We start from the raw sequence: 24,610 nt of genomic DNA, 5'->3' as shown, positions 1-24,610 counted from the left end.
GGGTAGCTCGGGAGGGCGTACCGCCACCCGAGCTACCACCGCACCGGGCCGGACAGCCCGCCGCACTACTGGTCGTGCCGACGGGACAGGACGCACTCCATCGAGGCGCTGCGGAAGAAGTCCCGGGCACCCTGCGGGGTGGCCATGTCCCGGGGTACGGCGAGATGCTCCTGCAACTCCCGCTCGAACTCCCGTACCGCCTCCTGCCGGCTCATGTGCGCGGCGACCAGACCGAGCGGGCCCTCGACCTCGATCACGCGTACGGCCATCTCCCGGCCGACGAAGGCCATCGTGCCGAGCAGCCGCCCGACCAGCTGCCCGTCATCGCCGAAGATCTCGAACCGGGGCCGCCCGCTGATCCGGAACAGCTCCTTGACCTTCTCCTCGCTACCCGGCTTGAGCGGGTAGTAGAGCGCGTGCCAGTTCGAACCCATCCGTTCTTCCTTCCCTCGGTCGGCGCGGCGGCGTCCCGGTCAGACCTCCACCGTCACCGTCTCCATCTCCTCGTCCACCCGGTCCCCGGACGCGTCCCGCTCGGGCGCACCGCGGCGGGCCGAGGTCTGCTCCTGGACGACGAACCGCATCGAGCGGGCCTCGGTCATGCACTCGCGCATCGGCCCGACCAGTTCGCGGTGTTCGCCGCTGCGCTCCCACGCCTCGAACTGCGCCAGCGACGCCCACTCGCTGGTGATCAACCACTGCTCCGGGTCGGTGAGCGAGCGGCAGACCTGGTCCACCAGGTGCCCCGGCACCCCCTCGGCGACCTGGTAGCGGATCCGGTCGTACGCCCGGAGGAACTCGTCGGTCCGCTCCGCCGGTATCCGGATGAGGAACACCACCCGCCCCTTGCCCGATCCAGCCATGGCCGTCCCCTTCCGGATCACTGCTCGCCGCCGGCCCGTTGACCGGGCGGCTGGTAGGCACGGATCAACACCGAACTGTTGAATCCGTCGAAACCCCGCGCGCCGACCAGCGCCGTACGGACCGGGCCGGACCGCGCCTGCCGGACGAAGTCCAGCTCGCACCCCGGAGCCGGCCGGTCGAGTCCGGCGGTCGGCGGCAGCACCCGGTGCCGGAGGGCGAGCAGCGCGTTTGCCGCGTCCAGCGCCGAACCGCCCTGGTGGGCCCGCCCGATCAGCGGTTTCTGGGTGGTCACCGGCGGCGAGTCCGGGCCGAACACGCTACGCAGCGCCGCCGCCTCGGCCCGGTCGTAACGCGGCACCCCCAACGCGTCGGGGAACACCACGTCCACCTCCTCGGGCGGGCACCGCGCCCGCTCCAGCGCCAGCCGCATCGAGCGGGCGTACTGCGTCTCGTCGGCGGCGCCGACCCGTACGGTGTGCCGGCCGTCGTGGGTGGCGCCCCAGCCGGCGATCTCGCCGTACACGGTGGTCACCCCCCGGGCCAGGGCGTGTTCGAGGTCCTCGACCACGAACACCGCTCCGCCCTCGGCCGGCACGTAACCGGACGCGGCGACGTCGAACGGCAGGTACGCCCGCTGCGGGTCGTCGCTGTCGCTGAGCAGTCCGTTGCGGATCTGGCAGGCCAGCGCGTACGGGCTCAGCGGGCACTCGGTCCCGCCGGCGATCACCACCGGGGTACCCCGGCGGATGATCCGGGCGGCGTGGGCCAGGCTGTCCAGCGCGCCGGCCGCCTCGGCGACCAGCACCCCGCACGGTCCCTTGAACTGGTGGTGGATGGAGACCTGGCCGACGCTGGCGGCGTAGAACCAGGCGATCGACTGGTACGCCCCGACGGTCCGCGCCGGCTGCCCCCACAGCCGTTGCAGTTCGCGCTGGCCGAACAGGTTGCCGCCGGAGGAGCTGGCCAGCGTGACCGCGTAGCCGTACGGGTCGGTGGCCACCTCGGGCAGGCCGGCGTCGGCGAGGGCGAGCCGGGTGGCGGCGAAACCGAGGTGGGTCCAGCGGTCGGTCTGCACCAGCCGGCGGTTGTCGGCGAAGGCGGCGGCGTCGAAGTCGGCGACCTCGCCGGCCAGGGTGGTCGGATAGCGGTCCGGATCGAACAGGGTGATCCGGCCGATCCGGTTCTCGCCGGCCAGCACGCTCTTCCAGTGCGCCTCGGTGCCGATCCCGCTCGGCGCGACCACGCCGATGCCGGTGACCACCGGCCGTGGCGTCATCGGTGCAGCTCCCGCAACCGCTTGAACACCATCGCCGACTGGAAGCCGCCGAAGCCGCTGCCGACCGACAGGGCCACGTCGACCGGCAGGTCACGGGCGGTGTTGGGGATGTAGTCGAGGTCGCACTCGGGATCGCGGTTGGCCCAGTTCGCGGTCGGCGGCACCACGCCGTACTCGATCGCCAGGGCGCAGGCGGCCATCTCGATCGAGCCGATCGCGCCGAGCGAGTGCCCGACCATCGACTTGATCGAACTGATCGGCACCCGGTACGCGGCCGGGCCGAGCGAGCGCTTGAACGCGGCCGTCTCGTGCCGGTCGTTCTGCCGGGTGGCCGACCCGTGCGCGCTGATGTACGAGACCTCGTCCGGGTTGACCCGGGCCTGGTCCAGTGCGGAGCTGATCGCCAGCGCCATCTCGACGCCGTCGGGCCGCAGCCCGGTCATGTGGTAGCCGTTGCTCCGGTTGGCGTACCCGCCGACCTCGCAGTAGATGTGCGCGCCCCGGCGCCGGGCGTGCTCCAGCTCCTCCAGCACCAGCACCGCCGCGCCCTCGGCGAGCACGAAGCCGTGCCGGTCCCGGTCGAACGGCCGGGAGGCGTGCGCCGGGTCGTCGTTGTCCGGGGTGGTGGCCCTGATCGCGTCGAAACAGGCGACGGTCACCGGGGAGATCGGCGTGTCCGAGGCACCGGTCACCACGATGTCCGCCTCGTCGTCGGTGATGAGCTGGTAGGCGTACCCGATCGAGTCGATGCCGGAGGTGCAGCCGGTGGAGATCACCTGCGCCGGTCCGTGCAGCTCGTGCCGGACCGCCACGTCCGCCGCCAGGCTGCTCGGGACCAGCGCCTGATAGAGGTACGGGCCGCTGCACTCGTGGTCGACCAGCCAGCGGGTGCCTGCGTCGCTGGCCACCACGTACTCGTCTTCGAGGGCCATGGTGCCGCCGACGGCCGAGCCGAGCACCACGCCGGTACGCGACCGGGTCGCCTCGGTCAGGTCGAGTCCGCTGTCGGCCAGCGCCTCGATCGAGCCGGCCAGCGCGAACTGGACGTACCGGTCGGCGCGGCGCCGTTCCCTCGGGGTGAGACCGGCGGCGACCGGGTCGAAGTCGCACTCGGCGGCGATCTGGGAGCGGAACGGCGACGGGTCGAAGAAGCTGATCCGGCGGGTCGCCGTCTGGCCGTCGGTGATGGTGGCCCAGAACTGCTTGCGGGTCGGCCCGCCCGGAGCGACCACCCCGATGCCGGTCACCACCGTGCGGCGCGCCGTCATGACGCGAACTCCGGTCTGGTCGGCGGGGCGCCGGCACGTTCGGTGTCGACGTGCCCCAGTTCCGGGCGGGGGGCCAGCGGTCCGAGTTGGAAGACCACCTCGGCCGGTTCGTCGCCGGTGTTGCGCAACCGGTGTCGGGTGTCGACCGGGATGAACAGCGCCTCGCCCGCGCCGACCGGCACCGGTGCGTCGTCGAGGTCGACGGTGATCGCACCGCGCGCGACGTAGAGGAACTCCTCGCTGTACGGGTGGTAGTGCTCGGCGATCCGCTCGCCGGGTGCGAGGGTGGCCACGCCCATGAAGCCCGAGGTGGCGCCGACGGTCTTCGGGCCGAGCAGCACCCGCAGCTCGCCACCGCGTCGCTGGTCCGGCGGCACGTCCCGGGCGGCCACCACGTACGACTCTCGCTCACTCATCGTCGCCCCCGGCGGGTACGTCGAGGGCCCGCTCACGTGCGGCCGCCTCGATCTGGTCACGGATGACGCTCATCTGGATCTTGCTGTTGCCGTTGATCCGGTCGACCATCTGCGGATTGTCGACCGGGGCGGTGGGTTTCATGGCGAAGTCCTGCACCCAGGTCATCCGGGTACCGCCGGCAACCTCGTCGTAGCGCCAGTAGATCCGCATGTACGCGAACGGCCCGGTCTCCACCCGGCGCGCGTGCACCTCGTACGTGATCGGGTCGGTGGTGCGTTCGCTGACCCAGCTCCAGGCGATGCCGTTCTCGTCCGGGAACATGGTGAGCCGGAACAGCACCCGGTTGCCCCGCTGTTCCAGCACCTCGGCGATCTGGTACTCGGTGAACAGCGTCGGCCAGCGGCTGACGTCGTTGGTCAGGTCCCAGACGAGCTGCCGGGGTGCGGCGATCACGATGCTGTTCTCCGTGTGCCCCGGCGGATCCCCGCCGACGGTGGCGACCGGTTCGATGGTGGTCACCGGCCCGGTGGTGGCCGCGGCCGGTTCCGTCGCCCCGGTGTCGCCCTCGACGGGTTCGGCGCCGGCCCCGGTCGCCTGTACCGGCACGGTGGCCTGGTCGGCCTGGCGGTCCACCAGCTCGGCGATGTCGGCGATGGTCAGGTGCTTCACCTCGTCCGGGATCTGTACCCGGTACCGGTCGGCGACGACGGCCTGTAGTTCGAGCAGGGCGAGGGAGTCCATGCCGAGTTCCTCAAGCGACGCGGTGGGTGCCGCGGCGGCCGAGTCGGCGTCGAGTCCGCAGTTGCGGACGAGGATCGAGGTGATGTCCTCGGCTGTCGCCAGCCGCTTGTCCGCCCTCTGCACGGTCATCTGGTCTCCTTGGCTCGGACGATCGGTTCTGGTCTGGAGTCGACGCCCGGAACCGGTCCGGGGTCGAGCGGGATCGAGCGGGGGTGCGGCGGATCGCCGGGTGCGCCGGCGTCGCGCAGCAGGCGGTCGACCAGGTCGGTGGAGTACCGGCCCTTGCGGAACCGGGCGTCGTCCAGGACCCGCCGGATGAACGGGATGGTGGTGTGCACGCCGGGTCCGGCGATGTCGAACTCGTCCAGCGCGCGTTCCATCCGGTCCAGCGCCAGGGCCCGCTCCGGCGCCCACACCACGACCTTGGCCAGCAGCGAGTCGTAGTGCGGCCCGACCACGTAACCGGGCCAGCCGTGGGTGTCGACCCGGGTGAACGGACCGGCGGGTGGCTGGAACCGGTCCAGCCGGCCGGGAGTGGGCAGGAAGTCCCGGTCCGGGTTCTCCACGTTGACCCGGCACTCGATCGCGACGCCGCGCAACTGGACCTCGTCCTGGCGGACCCGCAGCGGTACGCCGCTGGCCACGTAGAGCTGCTCGTGCACCAGGTCGATCCCGCTGATCATCTCGGTGACCGGGTGCTCCACCTGGATCCGGCAGTTGATCTCCATGAAGTGGAACCGCTCCGCCTCGTCCACCAGGAACTCGACCGTGCCGGCACCGCTGTACCCGACGCTGAGCGCACCGTGCAGCCCGGCCGCCGCGATCGCCTCCAGGGTGGCGACCGAGAGCGCCGGCGCCGGGCCCTCCTCCACCAGCTTCTGGTGGCGGCGCTGCACCGAACAGTCGCGGGTGCCCAGGTGCACCCCGCCGCCGTGCCCGTCGCAGAGCACCTGCACCTCGACGTGGCGGGCCTGGGGCAGGTACCGCTCCACGTACACCCGGTCGTCGGAGAAGACCGCGCGGGCCACGGTGCGGGTGTGCGCGTACGCGCGGGCGAAGTCGGCGCCCGACCAGACCACGGTCATGCCGCGACCACCACCACCGGCGGCCACCTTGATGATCACCGGGTAGCCGATCTCGTCCGCGACCGCGCGGGCCTCCCCCACCGTGGCCAGCGTCTCGACGCTGCCCGGCAGCAACGGCAGCCCCGCGTCGCGCATCAGCGCCCGGGCCCGGGACTTGTCGCCGAGCGCGGCCATCACCTCGGGGCGCGGGCCGACGAAGACCAGCCCGTTGTCGGCACAGATCTCGGCGAAGTCGGGGTCCTCGGAGAGGAAGCCGTAGCCGGGGTGAATCGCCTCGGCGCCGGTCTGCCGGGCCGCCTCGATGATCGCGGCGGCGTTGAGGTAACTGTGCCGACTGGCCGCCGGTCCGATACAGACACTTTCGTCGGCGTACCGGACCACGGCCGAGTCACGGTCGGCGGTCGAGTGCACCGCTACCGTACGGATTCCGAGTTCCCGACAGGCGCGGGCAACCCGCAGGGCGATCTCGCCCCGATTGGCGATCAGCAGCTTTTCGAACATCGGACACCGTCCTGTGCGTCAGGCGGATACCAGGGCGATCAGCGGCTGGTTGAACTCCACCGGCTCGCCGTTGCCGACCAGCACCTCGGCGACCTTGCCGGCGTGCTCGGCCGTGATGTGGTTCATCAGCTTCATCGCCTCGACGATGCCGATCACCTGTCCGGGCTCGACCAGGTCACCGACCTCGACGAAGGGCGCCGCCCCCGGCTCGGCCGCCCGGTAGAACGTGCCGACCATTGGTGCCACCACCCAGTCGGCGGATTCCCGGTCGGCCGGGGCTCCGGCCACCATCGACCCCGCGAGCACGGTCCGATCGGGTACGTCCGCGACCGGTGCCGGTACGCCGTGCCACTCGATCTCCAGCACCGCGCTGCCGCTGCGCATCCTGATCCGGCGCAGCGGCCCGGCCACCTCGGCCACCAGCCGGCTCGCCTGCTCGCGCAGCTGCGCCAGCAGATGCTCCTCGTCGGACACCTCGCCGGTCACCGGGGACCCACCGGCGGCAGCACCGGACGGCCGCCCGCGCCGAACCTGCGGAAGCGCAGCCGGCGCTGACGGACCAGGGCGTCGGCCGGCACCCGCAACAGTGGGGTGAGCGTCTCCACGACGGCCCGGCGCAGCAGGTCGGCGGCGGCGAGCGGATCGGTGTGCGCGCCCTGCGGCGGCTCCGGCACGACCCCGTCGACCACGCCCAGCCGGAGCAGGTCGGGGGCGGTGACCCGGAGCGCCCGAGCGGCCCTCGGGGTGGCGGTCGGGTCGTTCCAGAGGATCGCCGCGCACCCCTCCGGGCTGATCACCGAGTAGACCGCGTTCTGAAGCATCAACACCCGGTCGGCGACCCCCAGCGCGAGCGCGCCGCCGCTGCCGCCCTCGCCGGTGACCACGGCGACGACCGGGACCGGCAGGCCGGTCATGGCCAGGATGCTGTCGGCGATCGCGGCGGCCTGGCCCTGTTCCTCGGCCTCGATGCCCGGGTACGCGCCGGGTGTGTCGATCAGCGTCACGATCGGCAGCCCGAGCCGGACGGCCAGCCGCATCACCCGCTGGGCCTTGCGGTAACCGGCCGGTGCCGGCATGCCGAAGTTGCGGGCCAGCAGGTCCTTGGTGTGGTGTCCCTTCTGGTGCCCGACCACCACCAGGTGCTGGTCGCCGAGGCGGGCGAGGCCGGCGACGATCGCCGGGCAGTCGGCGCCGAGCCGGTCGCCGTGCAGTTCGGTGAAGCCGTCGAACGCGGTGGCCAGGTAGTCCAGGGTGGTCGGCCGGTCCAGGTGGCGGGCGGCCTGCACGGCCTGCCAGCCGTCCGGCTCGGCGAGCCGGCCCGGGTCCCGGATCAGCACCGACGGCACCGCCCCGGCAGCCGCCGTCGTCGTCTCGCCGCCCCCGGCCGCGCCGGCATGGGCGTGGGCGGCGTGCGCGGTAGGCGCGGGGTGGGCGGCACGGGCGGAAGGCGCGGGGTGGGCGGCACGGGCAGTGTGGGCGGCGTGGGCGGCGGCGAGTAGCGACCGGAGGCGGGCGCGCAGGCCCCACCGCTCGACCACCATGTCGGCCTGGCCGTGGCGCAGCAGGAACTCCGCGGTCTGGAAGCCGTCCGGCAGCGGCTTGCGGATGGTCTGGTGGATCACCCGGGGCCCGGCAAAGCCCATCCGGGCGCCGCTCTCCACCACCACCAGGTCGGTGTTGGTGGCGAACGAGGCGGCCACGCCGCCGAAGGTGGGGTCGGTGACCAGGCTGATCGTGAGCAGTCCGGCCTCGCCCAGCGCGGCGATGGCCTGGCTGACCGTGGCCATCTGCATCAGCGACAGCACCCCCTCCTGCATCCGGGCACCGCCGGACGCGGTGACCAGGAGCAGGGGCAGGCCGCGGTCGAGGGCCCGCTCGGCGGCCCGGGTGATCAGTTCGCCGACGACGGTGCCGAGACTGCCGCCCAGGAACCTGAAGTCCATCACCGCGACGACCAGCGGGTGGCCGTCGATCCGGGCCTCGCCGCAGAGCACGGCCTCGGCCAGGCCGGTGTCCGCGCGGGCGGCGGCCAGCCGCTGCGGGTACGGCACCGAGTCGGCGAACTCGATCGGGTCCACCGGGACGACCTCGGCGGGCAGCTCGGCGAAGCTGCCCGGGTCGACCAGTTGCCGGATCCGTTCGGGCGCGGCCAGGCGTTGGTGGTCGCCGCACTCGGGGCAGACGTCGAGGTTGCGACGCAGGCGTTTTCGGTAGAGCAGCGAGGAGCAGGAGCGGCAGCGGGTCCAGAACTGGTCCGCGACCGACTCGGTGGTGGTGACGGTCATCGTCCGCTCCCGGTCACCGGGACCGACGCGTCCCACCGGTAGAAGCAGCCGGCCACCGCGTCGCGCGGCGAGCGCCAGGTCGACAGGTACGGCGAGATGTGCGGCCCCAGCCGCTCGCTGATCCGTACGAACTCGGGGTGCCGGCTGGCCGCCATCAGTCCGGCCGCCACCGGTTCCACCGTCTCCAGCAGGTGCACGTAGAGATCGTCGAGGCGGTACAGGGACCGGTGTCGTACGCCGACGATGGCCGGCAGTTCCGTCTCGTCGGACTCGCCGAAGATCCGGGCCACCTCCGACTCGGCGCCGGGCATGATTCTGGCGACGATCAGCGATCGATGCATCTGCTACCTCCCAACGTTCTGTGCCCCGGACCGGCTCGGATCCCGGGTCGGGACGTGATGTGGCGCGAAGTGCGATCGGACCAGCGGGGTTTCCGGTCGCCGCCGCCTGCGGAGGCGACGGCGCATCCACAGAAACGCTGGTCACGATGCGCCAGGGGCCGTCAACGGGATGTCACTCGGGTCCACCGCCCGGTGACCCGGTCCGGTGACGTTGCGGTGACGCCGGCCGGGACGTCACCCAACGAGTCGCCGACCCGCCGGGGCGCGCGGAAGTCGGAAGATCGCCCCTAAGATTGACCGAGGATATGGGCGATTGCTACTCTTCGTCACACTTTCGGGGGCATGGGACAGTTCAACGACAGAGCCGTTGGCGCCACGGTCATGCCCAGCCAGACCGGGGCACCACTTCCCCGGTCAGCACGGTTCGGGACAAGGTTCCGGTGCAGGGGGTTCGACCATGACCTCTGACAGCAGCATGGCGCCCACCGTGCTCCGCCAACCGGTCCCCGGCGAGCACTCCTCGGCGGGGACCGTCCAACTATTCCTGCTCGACGGCTTCCGCCTGCTGCACGCCGGCACACCCACGGTCGTACCACGGGGACTGCAACGGGTCGTCGCGCTGATCGGGCTGCGGCCGGGTGCCACGCGTACGCACCTGGCCGGGCTGCTCTGGCCGGACACACCGGAGGAGCGGGCGCTGTCCCGACTGCGTACGGCCCTGTGGCGGCTGCGTCGCGGCGGGAGCTGCCCGGTGCTCACCGCCGGCGGCGCGGTACGCCTCGACGGGCGGGTCGAGGTGGACGTGGACGACCTGGTCCGCACCGCCGCCCGGGTACGCGAGGGCGGTGACCCGCGCCGGGCCGAGGGGGTGCTCGCCGCCGGCCGGCACGACCTGCTGCCCGGCTGGTACGACGACTGGGTGCTGGTGGAACGGGAGCGGCTGCGGCAGTTGCGCCTGCACACGCTGGAGCAGGTCGCCCACGCGTACCTGCGGGCCGGTCAGCACGGCGAGGCGTTGCAGGCGGCACTGGAGGCGATGCGGGCCGAACCGTTGCGGGAAACCCCGCACCGGCTGATCGTGCAGGTGCACCTCGCCGAGGGGAACGCGTACGAGGCGCTGCACGCCTTCTACGCGTACCGCCAGTTGATCCTGAGTGAACTCCAACTGGAGCCGTCGGTGGCGATGCGGGCCCTGCTCGCGGACATTCTCGCCCCAATCGGCGGCGGCCCGACGTCGGGTACGACGCCGGGCCGCTACCCGTACTCCCCGAAACCCCCGCCGCCCCCGGTGCCGCGCGGTCCGCGGCCCTGACCTCGACGGACGTCCGGTCAGGCGGACGGCTCCGGGTCGGCGGTACGCCGGGACAGCACGATCCCGGCGGCGGCGGCCGCCGCCAGCATGGTCACCCCGGCCGCGCTCAGCACCGGATCGGTGCCGCGCCGGCCGCCGTCGCCGGTGTGCGCGCCGCCCTTGGGCGCCTGCCCGACGAAGAACGGCAGCATCATCTCGTTGTCCTCGTGCTCCAGGATGTGGCAGTGCCAGACGTATCGGCCGGGCAGGTCGAACCTGGCCTTGACCCGGGTGAGGTGGCCGGGCAATGCGACGACGGTGTCCTTGAAACCGGACTCCGAGGGCTCCGGTGGGGTCTGCCCGTCCGGCCCCCGGCCGAGCACCTGGAACTGGACCTGGTGGATGTGCACCGGGTGGGCGTGCGGGGTGAAGTTCCGGAACTCCCAGATCTCGGTGGCACCCAGGCTCGGGTTGTCCCGGATCGGATCGTGCCAGCGCAGCGGCACCCGCGCGCCGTTCGCGTCGACCACACCAGCCAGGTGGGCGACCGTACCGGCGGCCGGGGTGACGGTCGAGTTCTGCACGTTGAGCGAGAGTCGCCGGGTGCCGGACTCCTTGCCCAGCGGGGTGAAGGCCGGCAGTTCCAGTTGCTCCGGCGGCAGGCTCTCGTCGGGTGCGACGAGCGAGCCGACCAGGAACTTCATCACCTGCCCGGTGGTCGCCGGGTTGGCGACGGCGAAGTCGGCGCCGGGCGTACCGCCGCGGAACTCGTGGTCGGGCCCCTCGTTGATCAGGTACAGCGCGGTGCCCTCGGCGATGCCGGTGAAGTCGACGACCACGTCGACCCGCTCGGCGTTGCCGATCACCAAGTGCTCGTGCCGGACCGGCTCGGGCAGGAAGCCGCCGTCGGAGCCGATCTGCCAGAACGGTACGGCGGTGGCGGCCGGCCGGGCGGTCGCGTCCCCCGCGATCCGCAGTACGAGGAAGCGCGAGTTGCAGGCGTTGAGCAGGCGGAACCGGTAGCGGCGCGGCTCGACCTTGAACACCGGCCAGGTGCCGCCGTTGACCACGATGGTCTCGGCGAAGAACGTCTGGTTGAACATCGGCGACACGTCGCTGTCCGGGATGTACGGCCCGTCGAACCCGTCGATCGCCGCCACACTCGGGTACGACAGTGAGCCGTCCTCGTTGAACGTACGGTCCTGGATGATCAGTGGCAGTTCGTAGTAGCGGGTGCCCGGCGGGTCGTTCAACGCCGGTGCCGGTCCGGGCAGGACGCCCGGCGCCACGTCGGCGGGGCCGCCGCGCAGCAGGTAGAACCCGACCGGTCCGGCGTAGATGTTCAGCCGGGTCATGCCGAGGGTGTGGTCGTGGTACCAGAGCGTGGTGGCCCGCTGGTCGTTCGGGTACTGGAAGGTGGCCGTACCGGCCTTCCAGGCCACCCCGTGCTGCCGGGTGAAGGTCTCGTGGAACTCGTCGTAGAACTTGCCGACGGGGGCGAAGCCGTCCGGGGTGTTCTTGGCCGCCGGCAGGTACCACGCCTCGGGGTAGCCGTCGTTCTCCGGTGTGGTGTGCGCGCCGTGCAGGTGGGTGATCATCGGAACCGGCCCGGTGTACGGCTCGGGCGTGGAGGTGAAGGTGGGGCGGTGGTCCCGGTGTTCGATGCCGCCGCCCGGGTTGGCCCAGTGCAGGGTGGGGTCGACGGGCAGCAGGTGCGGCAGGAAGTTGCCCGACTCGTCGACCAGTTCGTTGGCCCAGGTGATCCGGACCGGGCGGCCCACCCTGGCCTCGATGGTGTACGCCGGCCAGGAGAAGGTGTTGCCGTGGCCGGGTGAGCCGTAGCTCCAGACCGTCGTCTTCGGCAGACCGGGCGGCAGCACCTGCTGCTGGAACTGCCGGACCGCTATCCGGTATTCGTCGAGGGCCTGCTTCCCGTCGGAGGCGAGCGGTGGCATCACCGGTGGGATCACCAGGTCGGTGACGTACTTGGGGATGGTCGTGGGGTTGAGCGTGAACGCGGAGCGTTCGTTCGCGCTCGCCGGGCGGCTCGTCGCCGGGATCATCAGTGCGGCACCGCCCGCGACACCGGCCGCGAGCAGTTGCCTTCGTGCAACCATGAGCCTTTCCACCTTCCGCCACTTCTTCGACACGTTTGGTTGGCAACGGCCCGTCCAAGGTCAATGTCCGACTTGGGCGAATCTTCCGGTTGACGCTAACCGAAGAAGACTCGCGGTCAGTCAGCTACCGGCTGATTCACCCCGAAGGTGGAAGATGCGGAAAACAGGGTGTCGTACCCACAAACCAGGCACGAACCGACCGGCTTGACCGGAGCCGGATCCGGGGTTAAGTTACTCTCGATCTGAGAAACACTCAGTTCGAGCACAACGGTCCGGAGACGGGCCATGACGACAGGCGGGACCATGACGACCGAGCGGGAATTCCTCGACGACTACGACCCGCGCGCCTTCCCGGCGCTGGCCGTCACCGTCGACGTGGTCGCCCTGACCATCCGCGACGGCGGACTGCACGTCCTGCTGGTCACCCGCGGGGTGCCGCCGTACGCCGGACACCGCGCCCTGCCCGGCGGATTCGTCCGCAACGAACCGCTGGAGACGGCGGCCGTACGCGAACTCGCCGAGGAAACCGGGCTGCACCCCGGCGAGGGTGAGCTGGCCCGGCTGCACCTGGAGCAGCTCGCCAGCTACGGCAACCCCGACCGGGACCCGAGGATGCGGGTCGTCTCCGTCGCCTACCTGGCGTTCGCGCCCAGCATGCCCGACCCGCAGGCCGGCTCCGACGCCGCCGAGGCCACCTGGGTCCCGGTCGCCGCCGCCGGCGACCTCGCCTTCGACCACACCGCGATCCTCGCCGCCGGGCTGGAACGGGCCCGGTCCAAACTGGAGTACACCCCGCTGGCCACCGCCTTCCTCGGCGACCGGTTCACCATCGGCGAGCTGCGCGCGGTCTACACCTCGGTCTGGGGCGAGGAACTGCACGCCGGGAACTTCCACCGCAAGGTGCTCTCGGTGCCCGGCTTCGTGGAGAGCACCGGGGAGACCACCAGCCGGGGCGGTGAGCGCGGCGGCCCCCGAGCCCGGCTCTACCGGGCCGGCGACGCCAGGCTGCTGCACCCGGCCCTGCTGCGGCCGTCCCGAGAGGACGGTGTGCGATGACCTTCGCCGAGGCCGCCGCACTGGTCGACGCCGCCCGTACGCCCGGCGACCTGTTCGGCGGGGACCAGCCCGCGGTGACGTACCGGAAACTGGCCCGGCTGCTGCACCCGGACGCCGCGCCGGCCGGACGGACGGTGACCGCGACGGCCGCCTTCGCCCGGTTGTCCAGCCTCTGGGCCACCCACCAGGGCCGGGGGAACACCACCCTCACCACCCGGCGACACCGCTACACGCTCGGCGACCGGTTCGCCACCGGCGACCTGGCCAACCTCTACCGGGTCCGCTACGACGGCCGGCAGGGCCTGCTCAAACTGCCCCGCCAACCGGCCGCCAACGACCTGCTCGACCGGGAGGCGACCGCGCTGGTCACCCTGCGCCGGAACGGCGACCCGCGACACCGCGCCTACGCACCGGAGCTGGTGGAGAGCTTCCGGCACGAGGACCCGACCACCGGCGTACGCCGCACCGCCAACGTGCTGTCCCACTGCGCCGGTCTGGTCCCGCTCACCGAACTGGCGCGGGCCTACCCGGACGGCCTCGACCCGCGCGACGTCGCCTGGATCTGGCGACGCCTGCTGGTCGCCCTCGGCTGGGCGCACCGGGCCGGGGTGGTGCACGGCGCGGTGCTGCCCGAGCACGTGCTGATCGAACCGGACCAGCACGGGGTGGTCCTGGTCGACTGGTGCTACTCGGTCACCACCGAGGGCGGCTCGGTACCGGCGCTGGTCGCCCGCTACCGCGACTGGTACCCGCCCGAGGTCGCGAAACGCGCCCCGGCCACCCCGGCCACCGACATCCACCTGGCCAGCGGCTGCATGCGGTGGCTGATGGGGACCGGGGCACCCGACGCCCTGTTCCGCTTCATCCGCGGCTGCACCCAGCCCAGCCCGCGCCGACGCCCGCAGGACGCCTGGCGACTGCTGGCCGAACTCGACGAACTACTGGAGAAGCTCTACGGCCCGCGCCGGTTCCGGCGCCTGGTGCTACCGACCACAACCGTCTGAAGACACGAGGAAGAGGAGCAGGATCATGGGTAGTGGACGCTGGTCCACCGACGTGTACGGCGCCGCCGCCAGCTACCGGGCGGCCACCGGACGCAGCGCGTTCGCGTACAGCGACAGTGGGGCTCGGAAGGTGCACGAGCGGCTCGACCCGCGCGGGGTCGACGTGCGGGAGAGCCGCGACAGCGACGAACACCCCCGGTCGACGCCGATCGCGGTGCTGTTCGACGTGACCGGCTCGATGGGCAGCGTGCCCCGTACGCTCCAGAGCAAGCTGCCGGAGCTGTTCGGCCTGCTGCTGCGCAAGGGTTACGCCACCGATCCGCAGATCATGTTCGGGGCGATCGGCGACGCCACCTGTGACCGGGTGCCGTTGCAGATCGGGCAGTTCGAGTCGGACAACCGGATGGACGACGACCTCGGCAACATCGTGTTGGAGGGCGGCGGTGGCGGCCAGCGCACCGAGTCGTACGAGCTGGCGATGTACTTCATGGCCCGACACACCAGCCTGGACAGTGTCGAACGCCGGGGCCGGCGCGGCTACCTGTTCCTGATCGGCGACGAGCTGCCGTACCCGCAGGTGAAGCCGGCCGAGGTGCGGCGGTGGACCGGCGACGAGCTGGCCGAGCCGATCTCGGTCGCGGCGATCGTGGCCGAGCTGCGCCAGCGCTTCGAGGTCTACTACATCCTGCCCAGCGGGGCGAGCTACGCGGGTGACCCGGAGATCCTCGGCTACTGGCGCCGGCTGCTCGGCCAGCACGTGATCGAACTCGACGACCTGGACGCGGTCTGCGAGACGATCGCGCTCACCGTCGGCCTCGGCGAGGAGGCGATCGACCTGGCCGAAGGGCTGACCGACCTGGCCGACGTCGGCTCGACCGCGACCGGCAGCGTCGGCCGGGCGCTGGCCACCATCGGTTCGACCCGTGGCGTGGCGGTCCGGACCGACCTGGCCACCGCCGGCCTGGACACCGACGGGCCGGACGACGGGCTGATCCGGCTGTGACCGGTCCGGCTCTCACCGGTCCCGTTCACACCTGGCCCGTTCACACCGGGCCCGATCGGCACACCGTCGTGGTCGACCTCGGTTACGGCGACGCCGGCAAGGGAACCGTGGTCGACCTGCTCTGCGCGGACGGGCCGGTCGGTGCGGTGATCCGGTTCAACGGGGGCGCGCAGGCGGCGCACAACGTGGTGACGTCGGACGGGCGGCACCACACCTTCGCCCAGTTCGGGTCGGGCACCCTGCACGGGGTGCCCACCCACCTGTCCCGCTTCGTGGTGGTCGACCCGCTCGCCCTGGCCGCCGAGGCGGAACAGCTCAACGCGATCGGCGTACCGGACCCGTTCGGGCTGCTCACCATCGATGCCGAGGCGCTGCTCAGCACACCGTGGCACGCCGCCGCCAACCGGCTGCGCGAGCTGGGTCGGGGCGCGGGCCGGCACGGCTCCTGCGGCATGGGGGTCGGCGAGACCATGGCGTACGCGCTGCGCCACGCCGACGCGCCCCGGGCCGGTGACACCCTCGACCCGACCCGACTGCGGCACCGGTTGACGGCCGTACGCGACCGGCTCACCGACGAGCTGGGTGACCTGGGCGGGCCACCGGTGGACGAGGTGGTGTCGGTGTTCCGGGCGTTCGGCTCGATCGTGTCCATCGTGGACGGCTGGTCGACGCGCAGGGCGTTGCTGGACGCGGGGCGGTGTGTGTTCGAGGGGGCACAGGGGGTGCTGCTGGACGAATGGTTCGGCTGGCACCCGTACACGACCTGGTCCACCACGACGTTCGCGAACGCGGAGACGCTGCTGGCCGAGGCGGGGCACGGGGCACTGCGGTTGGGGGTGGTCCGGACGTACACCACCCGGCACGGCGCCGGGCCGCTGGTCACCGAGGACCCGGCGCTGACCGCCGCCCTGCCGGACCGGCACAACGGCACCGGCCGCTGGCAGGGCCCGTTCCGGGTCGGTCACTTCGACGCGGTCGCCCACCGCTACGCCGTCGAGGTGGCCGGTGGCGTCGACGCGCTCGCGGTCACCCACCTGGACGCCCCGGACCGGGCACCGGAGCTGCGGATCTGCCCCGAGTACGCGCTCGCCCCCGGTGCGCCGACGCTGGATCGGCTGGTGCCGGGCGGGCGCGGCGACCTGGCGTACCAGGAACGGCTGACCGCCCTGCTGGCCGGCGCCCGCCCGGCGCGGCTCGACCGGCCCGCGCGCTGGGCGTCCGCGATCGGCGCGCTGCTCGACGCCCCCGTCCTGATCGAGTCGTACGGACCCAGCACGGCCGACAAACGGGTGCTGGGCCGCGCGTTGGCCGCCTGACCGGGCTGTTCCGGCTGTTCGGCCACCTTGTCAACGGTCAAGGTACGGATAGACGATGGTCGCAGCACTCGCCACGAATCGAGGAGGGCGCCATGCCACAGGTCATTCACCACCCTCGGGTGGCATGGGACACGGCCCGGGTCGTCGTGGCCGCCGCCGAGACCGACGAGGTGTTCGGTTGGCTGACCGACCGGGTCGCCACGATCCTCGGCCCCGAGCACCGGCGGGAGCTGATCGACACCCGCGCCCGCCTACGGTGGCCAACGCGGGCGAACGCCGAGGCAATCGAAGCCGGCCGCTGGCGCGCCCGCCTCCAGGACGCCCTCGACGACTACCCCGAGGCAGCCGAACCCCTACGCCAGCTAGCCACCGCCACCACCGCCCGCCTACGCGCCCACCCCGCCACCTAACCCCTCCCCTCCCCTCCCCTCCCCTCCCCCTCTCCCCGCCCCCCTCCCCCTCCCCCTCCCCGCGCCCTCTCTCCGCGTCGATCTAGGGCAAATACAGGCGAGTTAATCTCCAATCACCTGTATTTGCCCTAGATCGCGGGTGTGGGGGGGTGGGTGGGGTGGGGTGGGTTCGTGGGGGTTGGTGGTGTTGTTGTTACGGTGGTGTATGGGCGGCGGATCCTTTGGGGTGGCGGGGCGTCGGCGTGAGCAGTTGCGCGACTTTTTGCGTACGCGGCGGGCGCGGCTCAGGCCCGGTGACGTCGGCATGGCGGCGGTGGGCCGGCGGCGTACGCCGGGCCTGCGGCGCGAGGAGGTCGCGGTACTGGCCTCGGTCGGCGTGTCCTGGTACACCTGGCTCGAACAGGGACGTGACATCAGCGTCTCGGCCGAGGTGCTCGACGCGATCGGTGGGGCGCTGCGGCTGACCGAAGCGGAGCGTACGCACCTGTATCTGCTCGCCGGGCTCAACCCGCCGCGCGCCGACGGTACGCGCGGCGCCGTGGTCACCCCGGAGCTGCGGAACCTGATCGACGCGTGGCTGCCCCGGCCAGCGGTGCTGCGGGACCGGTACTGGAATCTGCTGGTGGTCAACGACGCGGCGCGCACGGTGTTCGGTTACGGCGACACCGACCACAACTGCCTGTTCACGTTCTTCACCAATGCCCGATACCGCGAGATGCACGTCCACTGGGCCTCGGTGGCGCCGGCCGTGGTCGCCGCGTTCCGGGCCGACGCGGGGCACGCGCCAGACGACCCGGAATTCGCCCGGGTGGTCGACGGCCTGCGCACCGTGAGCCCGGAATTCGCCGAGTTGTGGGCCCAGCACGAGGTGGGCCTCCCGATCCAGGCGGTGAAGGCGGTGCGTCACCCGGAGGCCGGTGACCTGTTCTTCGACACGACGACGCTGGCTGTGGTCGACCACCCGGACTGGTATCTGGAGCTGTACAACCCGAGGCCCGGTACCGGAACCGGGGACGGGCTCGAACGACTGTCGCGCCCGCGAATCGGCGTACCGGACTGAGCATCCCGGCGAGACGGGTGGTGCCACTCCCCGGATATCTGCGCCCTGTTCGGACCGGGCGCCGGTCGACAGGCTGAGTCGCATGACGCAGAGCAGTTCCCGATTCGGCGACAAGATCGCACTCATCACCGGCGGTACCAGCGGCATCGGGCTCGCCACCGCGCGCAGGTTGCTCGCCGAGGGTGCGCGGGTGGTCATCACCGGGCGCGACAAGACCCGGCTGGACGCGGCGGTAGCGGACCTGGACGGCGGGGACCGGGTCCTCGCGGTACCCGGCGACACGGCGAGTCTCGCCGATCTCGACGCGCTGACGGACAGGATCCGGGACCGGTACGGGCGCCTGGACGTGCTCTTCGCCAACGCTGGTGTCGCCTCGTTCCGACCGTACGGCGACTTCACCGAGGCCGAGTTCGACCGTGTCGTGGACATCAACTTCAAGGGGGTGTTCTTCACCATCCAGAAGACCATTCCGCTGCTGTCCGACCACGCGGCGATCGTCGTCAACGCCTCCTGGTCGCTGCACCGGGGCATGGCCACCGCCTCCCTGTACGCGGCGACCAAGGCGGCGGTGCACAACCTGACACACACCCTCGCGGCCGAGTTGGAACCCCGGAGGATACGGGTCAACTCGGTGAGCCCCGGCTACATCGAGACGCCGATGTTCCACGATGCCATCTCGCCCGAGGCGCAGACCGCCATTGTCGCCCGGATCGCCGCCGGCCGGGTCGGCACCTCCGACGACGTCGCCGCCGCGGTCGCCTATCTCGCCTCCGCCGAGGCGTCCTACGTCAACGGGCAGGACCTGGTCATCGACGGCGGCCTGATCGCCGTCGTGGGAGGGTAGCCACGACCACCACCATCGTCCGAGGATCAAGGGGGCGAGCCGTGGTCCGGGTGGTGGCAGCGGTGATCGTTCGGACGCTGGGCGTGCATGGTTGGCGGGCCGGACGGGTAGGGCTGGTGCATGCGTTCACCACAACCACCGACAGATGAACATTCGGCAAAACCTGGCTGGTGGGCGCGGCGCCTCGATCCGGACCGGTCGCTGAGTCTGCGGCTGACCTTCGCCGCCGTGGCGGCGGTGCTCGTACTGGTGCCATTCTCGGTGTTGTCGCTGCTGGTGATCTCGGCCTGGTGGCCGCTGCGCAGCCTGGACGAGGGACTGGCCGAGTCGCTGCACGCCGAGGCGGTGGCGCATCCGGGCTGGGCGTCGGCGACACAGGTCTGGACCGACGTCTTCGGGCCGGGGCCGTTGCGGGTGCTGGTCCTGGCGGTGGTGGTCTGGCTGTGGTGGCGGGGCGCCCGTCGGGTGGCGCTGTGGGCGGTCACGACGATGGTGACCGGTGGCGTGCTGGGCGCCTCGCTCAAGCTGCTCTTCGGCCGGGGCCGCCCCGAACTGCTCGATCCGGTGTCACACGCGCCCGGTTACGCGTTCCCGTCCGGGCACGCACTCACGGCGGCGCTGGCCGCCGGCGTACTCGTGCTGGTTTTCCTGCCCTTTGTCGCCGAGATCGGTGATGCCCGGCGGCGGCGCGCGGCCCGGTGGGGGTTGTGGGCCGGCGCCCTGCTGGTCACGATGGTGACCGGGTTGAGCCGGATCGCGCTGGGTGTGCACTGGCTCAGTGATGTGCTCGGCGGCTGGGTGCTCGGCGCAGCGGTGGTGGCGGCGACGACGGCCGCGTTCGCCACCTGGCGTGGCCGGGTCGGACACCGCCCCACCTCACCGCTGAACGACGGTGTGGTCGAGGAGGAGGGCCGACCACTGCCCGAGCGCGCCGCCCACCACCGGCAGGCATAGGTACGGTCGGGATCGGGTAGCTGAGGGGCCATGTCGATCGCGGCGGTATCCCATGTACTCCGGCAGGTCGCCACCCGCATCCTGCTGCCGGTGGCGGTTCTCTACGGCGTGATGGTCGGGCTCGGACTGCTGGTCACGAAGGTGCTGGACGATGTCTGGCCGCTCACCGTCGAGGACACGGTCAATCGGCAGTTGGAGGCCGATCGCGGCGGCACCGCGAACGCCGTGTCGCTGGTGTTCAGCACGATCGCCAGCACACAAGCGATCGTCGCGGTCACCGCCGTGGTGGCGTGCATCCTGGTGGTGACGAGGCGTCGGTGGCGGGAGCCGGTGTTCCTCATCGGCGCGGTGACCGCCCAGGCCGTGGTCTTCCTGCTCACCACGCTGGTGATCGACCGGCCACGTCCGGCGGTCGAGCACATGGACGTGTCCCCGCCGACCTCCAGCTTCCCCTCCGGTCACACCTCGGCGGCCATTGCGCTCTACTGTGGACTGGCCCTGCTGCTGGCCCTGCACGCCCGGCGTACGTCGACCAGGGTGGCCTGGTGGACGTTGCTGGTGGCGATCCCGCTCGGGGTGGCACTGACCCGGATGTACCGGGGCATGCACCATCCCAGCGACCTGGTCGGCTCCCTGGTCAACGCCGGCACCTGCGTGGTCATCATGGCGCGCGGCGTCCTGGACCGGACGGTCCGGTGGGGACGGGAACACGTACCGGGCCGGCGGGTCGCCCGTCGGCGCCGGCCCGCCTCCGCAACCGCTGCCTGAAACTCGCACAGCCCCCGCTACCCAGCCTGCTTCCTGAACTCGCTCAGCCCGCCGTTCGGCGGGCTGAGCAGTCATTTCTTTGACATGCAGCCGTTTGGCTGCCTAGGCTTTGGGCAGCCCGACGGCTGCATGTCGGGACGACGGTCGAGGTGATGAATGGACGAGGTGTTCAAGGCGCTGGCCGACGCCAGTCGTCGCCGACTGCTCGACAGTCTGAACGCCCGCAACGGCCAGAGCCTGCGTGAACTCTGCGCCGGCCTGGACATGGCACGGCAGTCCGTCAGCAAACATCTGGCGGTGCTGGAGTCGGCCAACCTGGTGACCCCGGTGTGGCGCGGCCGGGAGAAGTTGCACTACCTGAACGCCGCCCCGATCAACGCGATCAGCGAACGCTGGATCAGCCGCTACCACCGGGAGCGGGTGCACGTGCTCGCCGACCTGAAAAGAGCGCTGGAAGAGGAACTCATGAGCGATTTGGAATTCGTCTACACCAACTACATCAACACCACGCCGGAGCGGCTCTGGCAGGCGTTGACCGATCCCACCTTCACCCGGCGCTACTGGGGTGTCGTCTTCGAGTCCGACTGGCGGGTCGGGTCGACCATGGTCTGGGAGGTCGGCAGCGTACGGATAGCCGACCACGCCCAGGTCGTACTGGAGGCCGACCCGTACCGCCGGCTGTCGTACACCTGGCACACCGTGACGCCGGAGTTCGCCGCGGCCCACGACACCGGCGACGGTCTGGTGGCCAGGATGGCCGCGGAACCCCGTTCGAAGGTCACCTTCGAGATCGAACCGCTCGGCGCGACGGTCAGGCTGACCGTCACGCACGACGGCTTCGAGCCCGGAAGCGCGATCCGCGAGGGAATCCAGCACGGCTGGCCGGAACTGCTCTCCAGCCTGAAGAGCCTGCTGGAGACCGGCGAGCCGCTACCCTCCCCGGACCCGGCCACCCAACCGGCCTGACCGGGAGAATGGCCGCACCCGCCCGTGCCGGCCGGTGCGGGCGGGTCAACCGGTGTCGGCGAGGGCGCGGTAGCGGAGGGCCCAGTCGTGGTTGAGCTGGTCGGCCTGCCGGCGGTGCCGGGGGACGAACGCGTGCCCTGCCGGGAGATCCAGCCCGAGGAAGCCGAGGATGCCGCTGGTGACCCGGTCGATATCGGTGGTGAGGTCCTCATAGCGCACGGTGTGCGGTTGGACGTCGAACGTCGTGAACCAGTTTCGCCAGGCGTCGTTGTGTTCCTCGATGGTCTGGACGAGGTCGTGGATCTGCGCGAAGTCGAAGCGGGGCTCGTGGTCGGGCAGGGCGGCGTCGCCGTACTGCCAGAAGTGAGTCTGTTCGGCGCGCGCCCATGACACGGCCTGCGCCACCGTGTCCTCACGCCGGCAGTGGACGAAGCGGACGCGGCCGAAGGCTCGGGTCAGCAGGTCGAGGTCGGCGCCGGTAGACCGAAGATCGGAGTGTGCGGCGCCGAGCTTGGCGACCATCTCATCCAGCGTTCCCCACATCACCCGGGCAGCGAAGATGCCGTTCGAGGTACGTCCATCCGCGATCGCCGCCCGTACGTAGTCGCGGTAGTCGAACGATCCGTCCTCGTCGCGGGGCAGGTGCCAGCGGTCCGCCCAGGACTGCTCGTCCGGCAGCCGGAAGTAGGACTCTGGCCGACCGGCGATCCCGGTGTCGCGTAAAAGCCCGCACAGCAGCGTGCTCCCGGTCCGCGGCGTACCGCAGATCAGGTACGCGTCGAAGCCGTTGCCCGTGACCACGGTCCACAGTCAACCAGCCGTGCCGCCACCACCGCAGCAGGATTTCCGGCCTGGTCGCCGCCGATGAAGCGGAAGGGTCCGCGCCGTCACACGCCGGCAACACCACCGAGCCACGCCGGCAGCTCACCACCCGGCCGGACCCGCCGCCGGAGGCCGTACGCTGCTCGTCGTGCTGATCCTGCTGCCACCCTCCGAGGGGAAGACCGCACCCCGGTCCGGCCGCCCACTGAACCTGGACACGCTCACCCTGGGCGACCTGAACACCGGCCGGGAGAGGGTGCTGGACGCACTGGTCGAGCTGTGCACGGCCGGCGACCGGGAACGGGCGCGGACGGTTCTCGGGTTGACTCCGGGCCAGGACGACGAGATCGACCGCAACGCCCGGCTGCGGAGCGCACCGGCCCAGCCGGCCGCCAGGATCTACACCGGGGTGCTCTACGACGCGCTGGACATCGGCAGCCTGACCGGGGCGGCTCGGGCCCGGATCCGGCGCAGCGCACTGGTCTTCTCCGGACTCTGGGGCGTGGTACGGGTGGACGACCGGATCCCGGCGTACCGGTGCGCGATCGGGGTCAACCTGCCCGGCGTGGGCGGGCTGACGGCGTACTGGCGGGGGCTGCTCGATCCGGTGGTCACCGACACCGCCGACGGTGGGCCGATCCTCGACCTGCGCTCCGGCGCGTACGCGGCGATGTGGCGGCCGACCGGGCGCACCGCCGAACGCACGGTTGCCGTACGGGTGCTGCACGAGCAGGTTGTCGACGGGGTGGCCAGCCGGTCGGTGGTGAGCCACTTCAACAAGGCGACCAAGGGGCGGCTGGTACGCGAGCTGCTGCTGGCCGGTGCGGTGCCGCGCAGCCCGGCGAAGCTGGTGGAGGCGCTGCGCGACCTGAAGTACACGGTCGAGGAGCAACCCGCCGCCGCCGGAAAGCCCCGCCAGCTCGACATAGTGGTCAACGAGCTGTAGCGCCGACGGGGATCAGGGGGCCGGGACGCCGGCCGGGGTCAGCAGCGCCTCGATCCGTCGCCCGGCCCGGTCGGCGGCGGTGGTGTCGATGGCGGCCCGCAGCCGCGCCGCCCGATCCCGGTAGCCGCGCTCGTCGAGCAGCCGGCGCATCAGCGCCGCCGCGCGGGGCGGCTCCCACCGGGTCGACGGCAGCCACTCCCCCACCCCGAGCCGGCGCAGCCGCGCCCCGGTGTCCGGCTGGTCGAAGCTGTGCGCCAGCACCAGTTGCGGCACCCCGGCGGCGAGACACTGGGCGATCGTGCCGGTCCCGCCGTGGTGCACTACCGCCGCCACCCGGGGCATCACCGCCCGGTACGGCAACCAGCGGAACCAGTGCACGCCGGCCGGCAACGTCGCCGGCAGCAGGTCCCGGTACGGCGTCACCAGCAGCACCGTACGGCCGGCGTCGAGCGCGGCGGGCACCGAGGCGGCGTAGAAGTCGTGCAGCAGCATCTGCCCGCTGCTGCCGGCGACCAGCACCGGCGGCACCTCCCCGGCCAGCACCTCGGCCACCTCCGGCGGCACCGGTCCGGAGCCGGCGTCCGGGTCGGGCTCGGAGTCGGACCCGCCGTCTGTGCCGGGGTCGAGCAGGAAGCCGACCTTCGCCACCCGGTCGGCGGTGGGGTCACCGGCGGCGTCGAACCAGCGCGGCCAGAGCCCGAGTTGCAGGTCGGCCGAGCCGAGCCAGGCGGCCCAGTCATCGACCGGGGCCAGCCCGAGTTCCGCCCGGAGCTGATCGATCGGGGCGGCCAGGGCGGTCCGGTGCAGGTGCTCGGTGACCGGCAGCAGCAGATGTTGCGCCGGGGTCATCGCCGCCCAGGCCACCGGCAGCCGGTCGAGTTCCGCCACGATCAGCGTGGACAGCCCCGAGGTGTGCCGGCCGACCAGCACTGTCCGTCCCGGTACGGCGAGTTCGCGGAGGGTGTCGATCTCCAACCGGAGCTGGCCGAACAGGTTCGTCCGCCGGTAGTGCGCGAGCAGGTCCGGCGGGCTCGGCGACCCGACCCGGTCGAGCAGGATCGTGCGGGCGTCGGCGAGGTAGGCCGCGTACTCGTCGGGGGTGTCGATCGGCACGAACCCGAGACCGGCCGCGCGTACGGGCTCGGCGTAGGGGGCGTGGGTGAGCAGGGTGACGTCGTGGCCCCGGCCACGCAGGCCGGCGCCGAGATGGATCATCGGCCACACGTCGCCGTGGGTGCCGTGACTGACCATCAGAACGGTGACCACCGTACGGCC

Annotated in this window: 24 protein-coding genes and 1 pseudogene; 12 read left to right on the top strand and 13 right to left on the bottom strand. The window is 71.8% G+C overall.

Going from position 1 to position 24,610, the window contains the following annotated elements; all coding sequences use genetic code 11:
* Positions 1–65: 65 nt before the first annotated feature.
* The 10 genes and pseudogenes from OG792_RS13295 to OG792_RS13250 all read right to left on the bottom strand — a co-directional run bounded on the left by OG792_RS13295 (position 66) and on the right by OG792_RS13250 (position 8,778).
* Entirely contained in the window at positions 66–434 is a 369-nt protein-coding gene (locus OG792_RS13295) for a SchA/CurD-like domain-containing protein (protein WP_329109787.1), read from the bottom strand.
* A gap of 123 nt (positions 435–557) precedes the next feature.
* Positions 558–863, bottom strand: a pseudogene (locus tag OG792_RS13290) (antibiotic biosynthesis monooxygenase family protein); the annotation flags it as partial.
* 17 nt (positions 864–880) lie between these two features.
* Positions 881–2,140 (bottom strand): beta-ketoacyl synthase N-terminal-like domain-containing protein, encoded by a 1,260-nt coding sequence (locus tag OG792_RS13285; protein ID WP_329109786.1) that lies wholly within the window; start codon positions 2,138–2,140, stop codon positions 881–883.
* On the bottom strand, positions 2,137–3,408 hold the full coding sequence (locus OG792_RS13280; protein WP_329109785.1) for a beta-ketoacyl-[acyl-carrier-protein] synthase family protein: 1,272 nt from the start codon (positions 3,406–3,408) through the stop codon (positions 2,137–2,139). Before OG792_RS13280 ends, OG792_RS13285 begins: the two co-directional genes overlap by 4 nt.
* Entirely contained in the window at positions 3,405–3,824 is a 420-nt protein-coding gene (locus OG792_RS13275; RefSeq protein ID WP_329109784.1) for a cupin domain-containing protein, read from the bottom strand. The genes OG792_RS13280 and OG792_RS13275 overlap by 4 nt, the downstream gene beginning before the upstream one ends.
* Positions 3,817–4,695: an SRPBCC family protein gene (locus OG792_RS13270; protein WP_329109783.1), complete on the bottom strand. Its 879-nt coding sequence runs from the start codon at positions 4,693–4,695 to the stop codon at positions 3,817–3,819. Before OG792_RS13270 ends, OG792_RS13275 begins: the two co-directional genes overlap by 8 nt.
* On the bottom strand, positions 4,692–6,152 hold the full coding sequence (locus tag OG792_RS13265; protein ID WP_329109782.1) for an acetyl-CoA carboxylase biotin carboxylase subunit: 1,461 nt from the start codon (positions 6,150–6,152) through the stop codon (positions 4,692–4,694). Before OG792_RS13265 ends, OG792_RS13270 begins: the two co-directional genes overlap by 4 nt.
* An 18-nt stretch (positions 6,153–6,170) precedes the next feature.
* Positions 6,171–6,638: an acetyl-CoA carboxylase biotin carboxyl carrier protein gene (accB, locus tag OG792_RS13260; RefSeq protein ID WP_329109781.1), complete on the bottom strand. Its 468-nt coding sequence runs from the start codon at positions 6,636–6,638 to the stop codon at positions 6,171–6,173.
* Positions 6,635–8,437, bottom strand: a complete 1,803-nt coding sequence (locus tag OG792_RS13255) for an acetyl-CoA carboxylase carboxyltransferase subunit alpha (RefSeq protein WP_329109780.1) — start codon at positions 8,435–8,437, stop codon at positions 6,635–6,637. The genes accB and OG792_RS13255 overlap by 4 nt, the downstream gene beginning before the upstream one ends.
* Complete coding sequence (locus OG792_RS13250) at positions 8,434–8,778, bottom strand: TcmI family type II polyketide cyclase (RefSeq protein WP_329109779.1); 345 nt, start codon at positions 8,776–8,778, stop codon at positions 8,434–8,436. The genes OG792_RS13255 and OG792_RS13250 overlap by 4 nt, the downstream gene beginning before the upstream one ends.
* A gap of 475 nt (positions 8,779–9,253) precedes the next feature.
* On the opposite strand from OG792_RS13250, the gene OG792_RS13245 reads away from it, so the two are divergent.
* On the top strand, positions 9,254–10,090 hold the full coding sequence (locus OG792_RS13245; protein ID WP_329111245.1) for an AfsR/SARP family transcriptional regulator: 837 nt from the start codon (positions 9,254–9,256) through the stop codon (positions 10,088–10,090).
* A gap of 17 nt (positions 10,091–10,107) precedes the next feature.
* Here the strand turns inward: OG792_RS13245 and OG792_RS13240 are convergent, their stop codons facing one another.
* Entirely contained in the window at positions 10,108–12,186 is a 2,079-nt protein-coding gene (locus OG792_RS13240; RefSeq protein ID WP_329109778.1) for a multicopper oxidase family protein, read from the bottom strand.
* Positions 12,187–12,489: 303 nt separating this feature from the next.
* Between OG792_RS13240 and OG792_RS13235 the strand changes: the two genes are divergently transcribed.
* The 10 genes from OG792_RS13235 to OG792_RS13190 all read left to right on the top strand — a co-directional run bounded on the left by OG792_RS13235 (position 12,490) and on the right by OG792_RS13190 (position 21,567).
* Positions 12,490–13,242 carry an NUDIX hydrolase gene (locus OG792_RS13235; protein ID WP_329111244.1) on the top strand — a complete coding sequence of 251 codons (753 nt, stop codon included), beginning with the start codon at positions 12,490–12,492 and terminating at the stop codon, positions 13,240–13,242.
* Entirely contained in the window at positions 13,239–14,246 is a 1,008-nt protein-coding gene (locus tag OG792_RS13230; RefSeq protein ID WP_329109776.1) for a molecular chaperone DnaJ, read from the top strand. The genes OG792_RS13235 and OG792_RS13230 overlap by 4 nt, the downstream gene beginning before the upstream one ends.
* Positions 14,247–14,271: 25 nt before the next feature.
* A complete protein-coding gene (locus OG792_RS13225; RefSeq protein WP_329109775.1) occupies positions 14,272–15,249 on the top strand; it encodes a hypothetical protein in 978 nt (325 codons plus the stop codon).
* A gap of 68 nt (positions 15,250–15,317) precedes the next feature.
* The gene (locus OG792_RS13220) at positions 15,318–16,565 is read left to right on the top strand and encodes an adenylosuccinate synthetase (RefSeq protein WP_329109773.1); all 1,248 of its coding nucleotides are present in this window, start codon (positions 15,318–15,320) and stop codon (positions 16,563–16,565) included.
* A 92-nt stretch (positions 16,566–16,657) separates the two neighbouring features.
* Complete coding sequence (locus OG792_RS13215) at positions 16,658–16,975, top strand: hypothetical protein (protein WP_329109772.1); 318 nt, start codon at positions 16,658–16,660, stop codon at positions 16,973–16,975.
* A 226-nt stretch (positions 16,976–17,201) separates the two neighbouring features.
* A complete protein-coding gene (locus OG792_RS13210) occupies positions 17,202–18,035 on the top strand; it encodes a helix-turn-helix transcriptional regulator (RefSeq protein ID WP_329109771.1) in 834 nt (277 codons plus the stop codon).
* Between the two features lie 82 nt (positions 18,036–18,117).
* Entirely contained in the window at positions 18,118–18,879 is a 762-nt protein-coding gene (locus OG792_RS13205) for a glucose 1-dehydrogenase (protein WP_329109770.1), read from the top strand.
* 120 nt (positions 18,880–18,999) lie between these two features.
* Positions 19,000–19,833, top strand: a complete 834-nt coding sequence (locus OG792_RS13200; RefSeq protein ID WP_329109767.1) for a phosphatase PAP2 family protein — start codon at positions 19,000–19,002, stop codon at positions 19,831–19,833.
* 30 nt (positions 19,834–19,863) lie between these two features.
* A complete protein-coding gene (locus tag OG792_RS13195) occupies positions 19,864–20,601 on the top strand; it encodes a phosphatase PAP2 family protein (protein WP_329109766.1) in 738 nt (245 codons plus the stop codon).
* Positions 20,602–20,757: 156 nt separating this feature from the next.
* The gene (locus OG792_RS13190; RefSeq protein ID WP_329109765.1) at positions 20,758–21,567 is read left to right on the top strand and encodes an ArsR/SmtB family transcription factor; all 810 of its coding nucleotides are present in this window, start codon (positions 20,758–20,760) and stop codon (positions 21,565–21,567) included.
* Positions 21,568–21,612: 45 nt separating this feature from the next.
* On the opposite strand, the gene OG792_RS13185 is transcribed toward OG792_RS13190, so the two are convergent.
* Positions 21,613–22,368 carry a Stf0 family sulfotransferase gene (locus OG792_RS13185; RefSeq protein ID WP_329109764.1) on the bottom strand — a complete coding sequence of 252 codons (756 nt, stop codon included), beginning with the start codon at positions 22,366–22,368 and terminating at the stop codon, positions 21,613–21,615.
* Between the two features lie 169 nt (positions 22,369–22,537).
* Between OG792_RS13185 and yaaA the strand changes: the two genes are divergently transcribed.
* A complete protein-coding gene (gene yaaA / locus OG792_RS13180) occupies positions 22,538–23,335 on the top strand; it encodes a peroxide stress protein YaaA (protein WP_329109763.1) in 798 nt (265 codons plus the stop codon).
* Positions 23,336–23,347: 12 nt separating this feature from the next.
* Here the strand turns inward: yaaA and OG792_RS13175 are convergent, their stop codons facing one another.
* Entirely contained in the window at positions 23,348–24,601 is a 1,254-nt protein-coding gene (locus tag OG792_RS13175) for a glycosyltransferase (RefSeq protein ID WP_329109762.1), read from the bottom strand.
* Between the last annotated feature and the right edge of the window lie 9 nt (positions 24,602–24,610).

It is taken from the genome of Micromonospora sp. NBC_01699 (genome assembly GCF_036250065.1).
In the GTDB taxonomy this organism is placed as follows: domain Bacteria; phylum Actinomycetota; class Actinomycetes; order Mycobacteriales; family Micromonosporaceae; genus Micromonospora_G.
Note: the sequence above shows the minus strand (reverse complement) of the source record. Positions and strands in the feature narration are given on the sequence as shown.

What these genes read in the sequence shown, in the direction of transcription:
- OG792_RS13295 (WP_329109787.1), bottom strand. Translation starts at nt 434, where the DNA reads ATGGGTTCGAACTGGCACGCGCTCTACTACCCGCTCAAGCCGGGTAGC.
- OG792_RS13285 (WP_329109786.1), bottom strand. Translation starts at nt 2,140, where the DNA reads ATGACGCCACGGCCGGTGGTCACCGGCATCGGCGTGGTCGCGCCGAGC.
- OG792_RS13280 (WP_329109785.1), bottom strand. Translation starts at nt 3,408, where the DNA reads ATGACGGCGCGCCGCACGGTGGTGACCGGCATCGGGGTGGTCGCTCCG.
- OG792_RS13275 (WP_329109784.1), bottom strand. Translation starts at nt 3,824, where the DNA reads ATGAGTGAGCGAGAGTCGTACGTGGTGGCCGCCCGGGACGTGCCGCCG.
- OG792_RS13270 (WP_329109783.1), bottom strand. Translation starts at nt 4,695, where the DNA reads ATGACCGTGCAGAGGGCGGACAAGCGGCTGGCGACAGCCGAGGACATC.
- OG792_RS13265 (WP_329109782.1), bottom strand. Translation starts at nt 6,152, where the DNA reads ATGTTCGAAAAGCTGCTGATCGCCAATCGGGGCGAGATCGCCCTGCGG.
- OG792_RS13255 (WP_329109780.1), bottom strand. Translation starts at nt 8,437, where the DNA reads ATGACCGTCACCACCACCGAGTCGGTCGCGGACCAGTTCTGGACCCGC.
- OG792_RS13250 (WP_329109779.1), bottom strand. Translation starts at nt 8,778, where the DNA reads ATGCATCGATCGCTGATCGTCGCCAGAATCATGCCCGGCGCCGAGTCG.
- OG792_RS13245 (WP_329111245.1), top strand. Translation starts at nt 9,254, where the DNA reads ATGGCGCCCACCGTGCTCCGCCAACCGGTCCCCGGCGAGCACTCCTCG.
- OG792_RS13240 (WP_329109778.1), bottom strand. Translation starts at nt 12,186, where the DNA reads ATGGTTGCACGAAGGCAACTGCTCGCGGCCGGTGTCGCGGGCGGTGCC.
- OG792_RS13235 (WP_329111244.1), top strand. Translation starts at nt 12,490, where the DNA reads ATGACGACCGAGCGGGAATTCCTCGACGACTACGACCCGCGCGCCTTC.
- OG792_RS13230 (WP_329109776.1), top strand. Translation starts at nt 13,239, where the DNA reads ATGACCTTCGCCGAGGCCGCCGCACTGGTCGACGCCGCCCGTACGCCC.
- OG792_RS13225 (WP_329109775.1), top strand. Translation starts at nt 14,272, where the DNA reads ATGGGTAGTGGACGCTGGTCCACCGACGTGTACGGCGCCGCCGCCAGC.
- OG792_RS13215 (WP_329109772.1), top strand. Translation starts at nt 16,658, where the DNA reads ATGCCACAGGTCATTCACCACCCTCGGGTGGCATGGGACACGGCCCGG.
- OG792_RS13205 (WP_329109770.1), top strand. Translation starts at nt 18,118, where the DNA reads ATGACGCAGAGCAGTTCCCGATTCGGCGACAAGATCGCACTCATCACC.
- OG792_RS13200 (WP_329109767.1), top strand. Translation starts at nt 19,000, where the DNA reads ATGCGTTCACCACAACCACCGACAGATGAACATTCGGCAAAACCTGGC.
- OG792_RS13195 (WP_329109766.1), top strand. Translation starts at nt 19,864, where the DNA reads ATGTCGATCGCGGCGGTATCCCATGTACTCCGGCAGGTCGCCACCCGC.
- OG792_RS13190 (WP_329109765.1), top strand. Translation starts at nt 20,758, where the DNA reads ATGGACGAGGTGTTCAAGGCGCTGGCCGACGCCAGTCGTCGCCGACTG.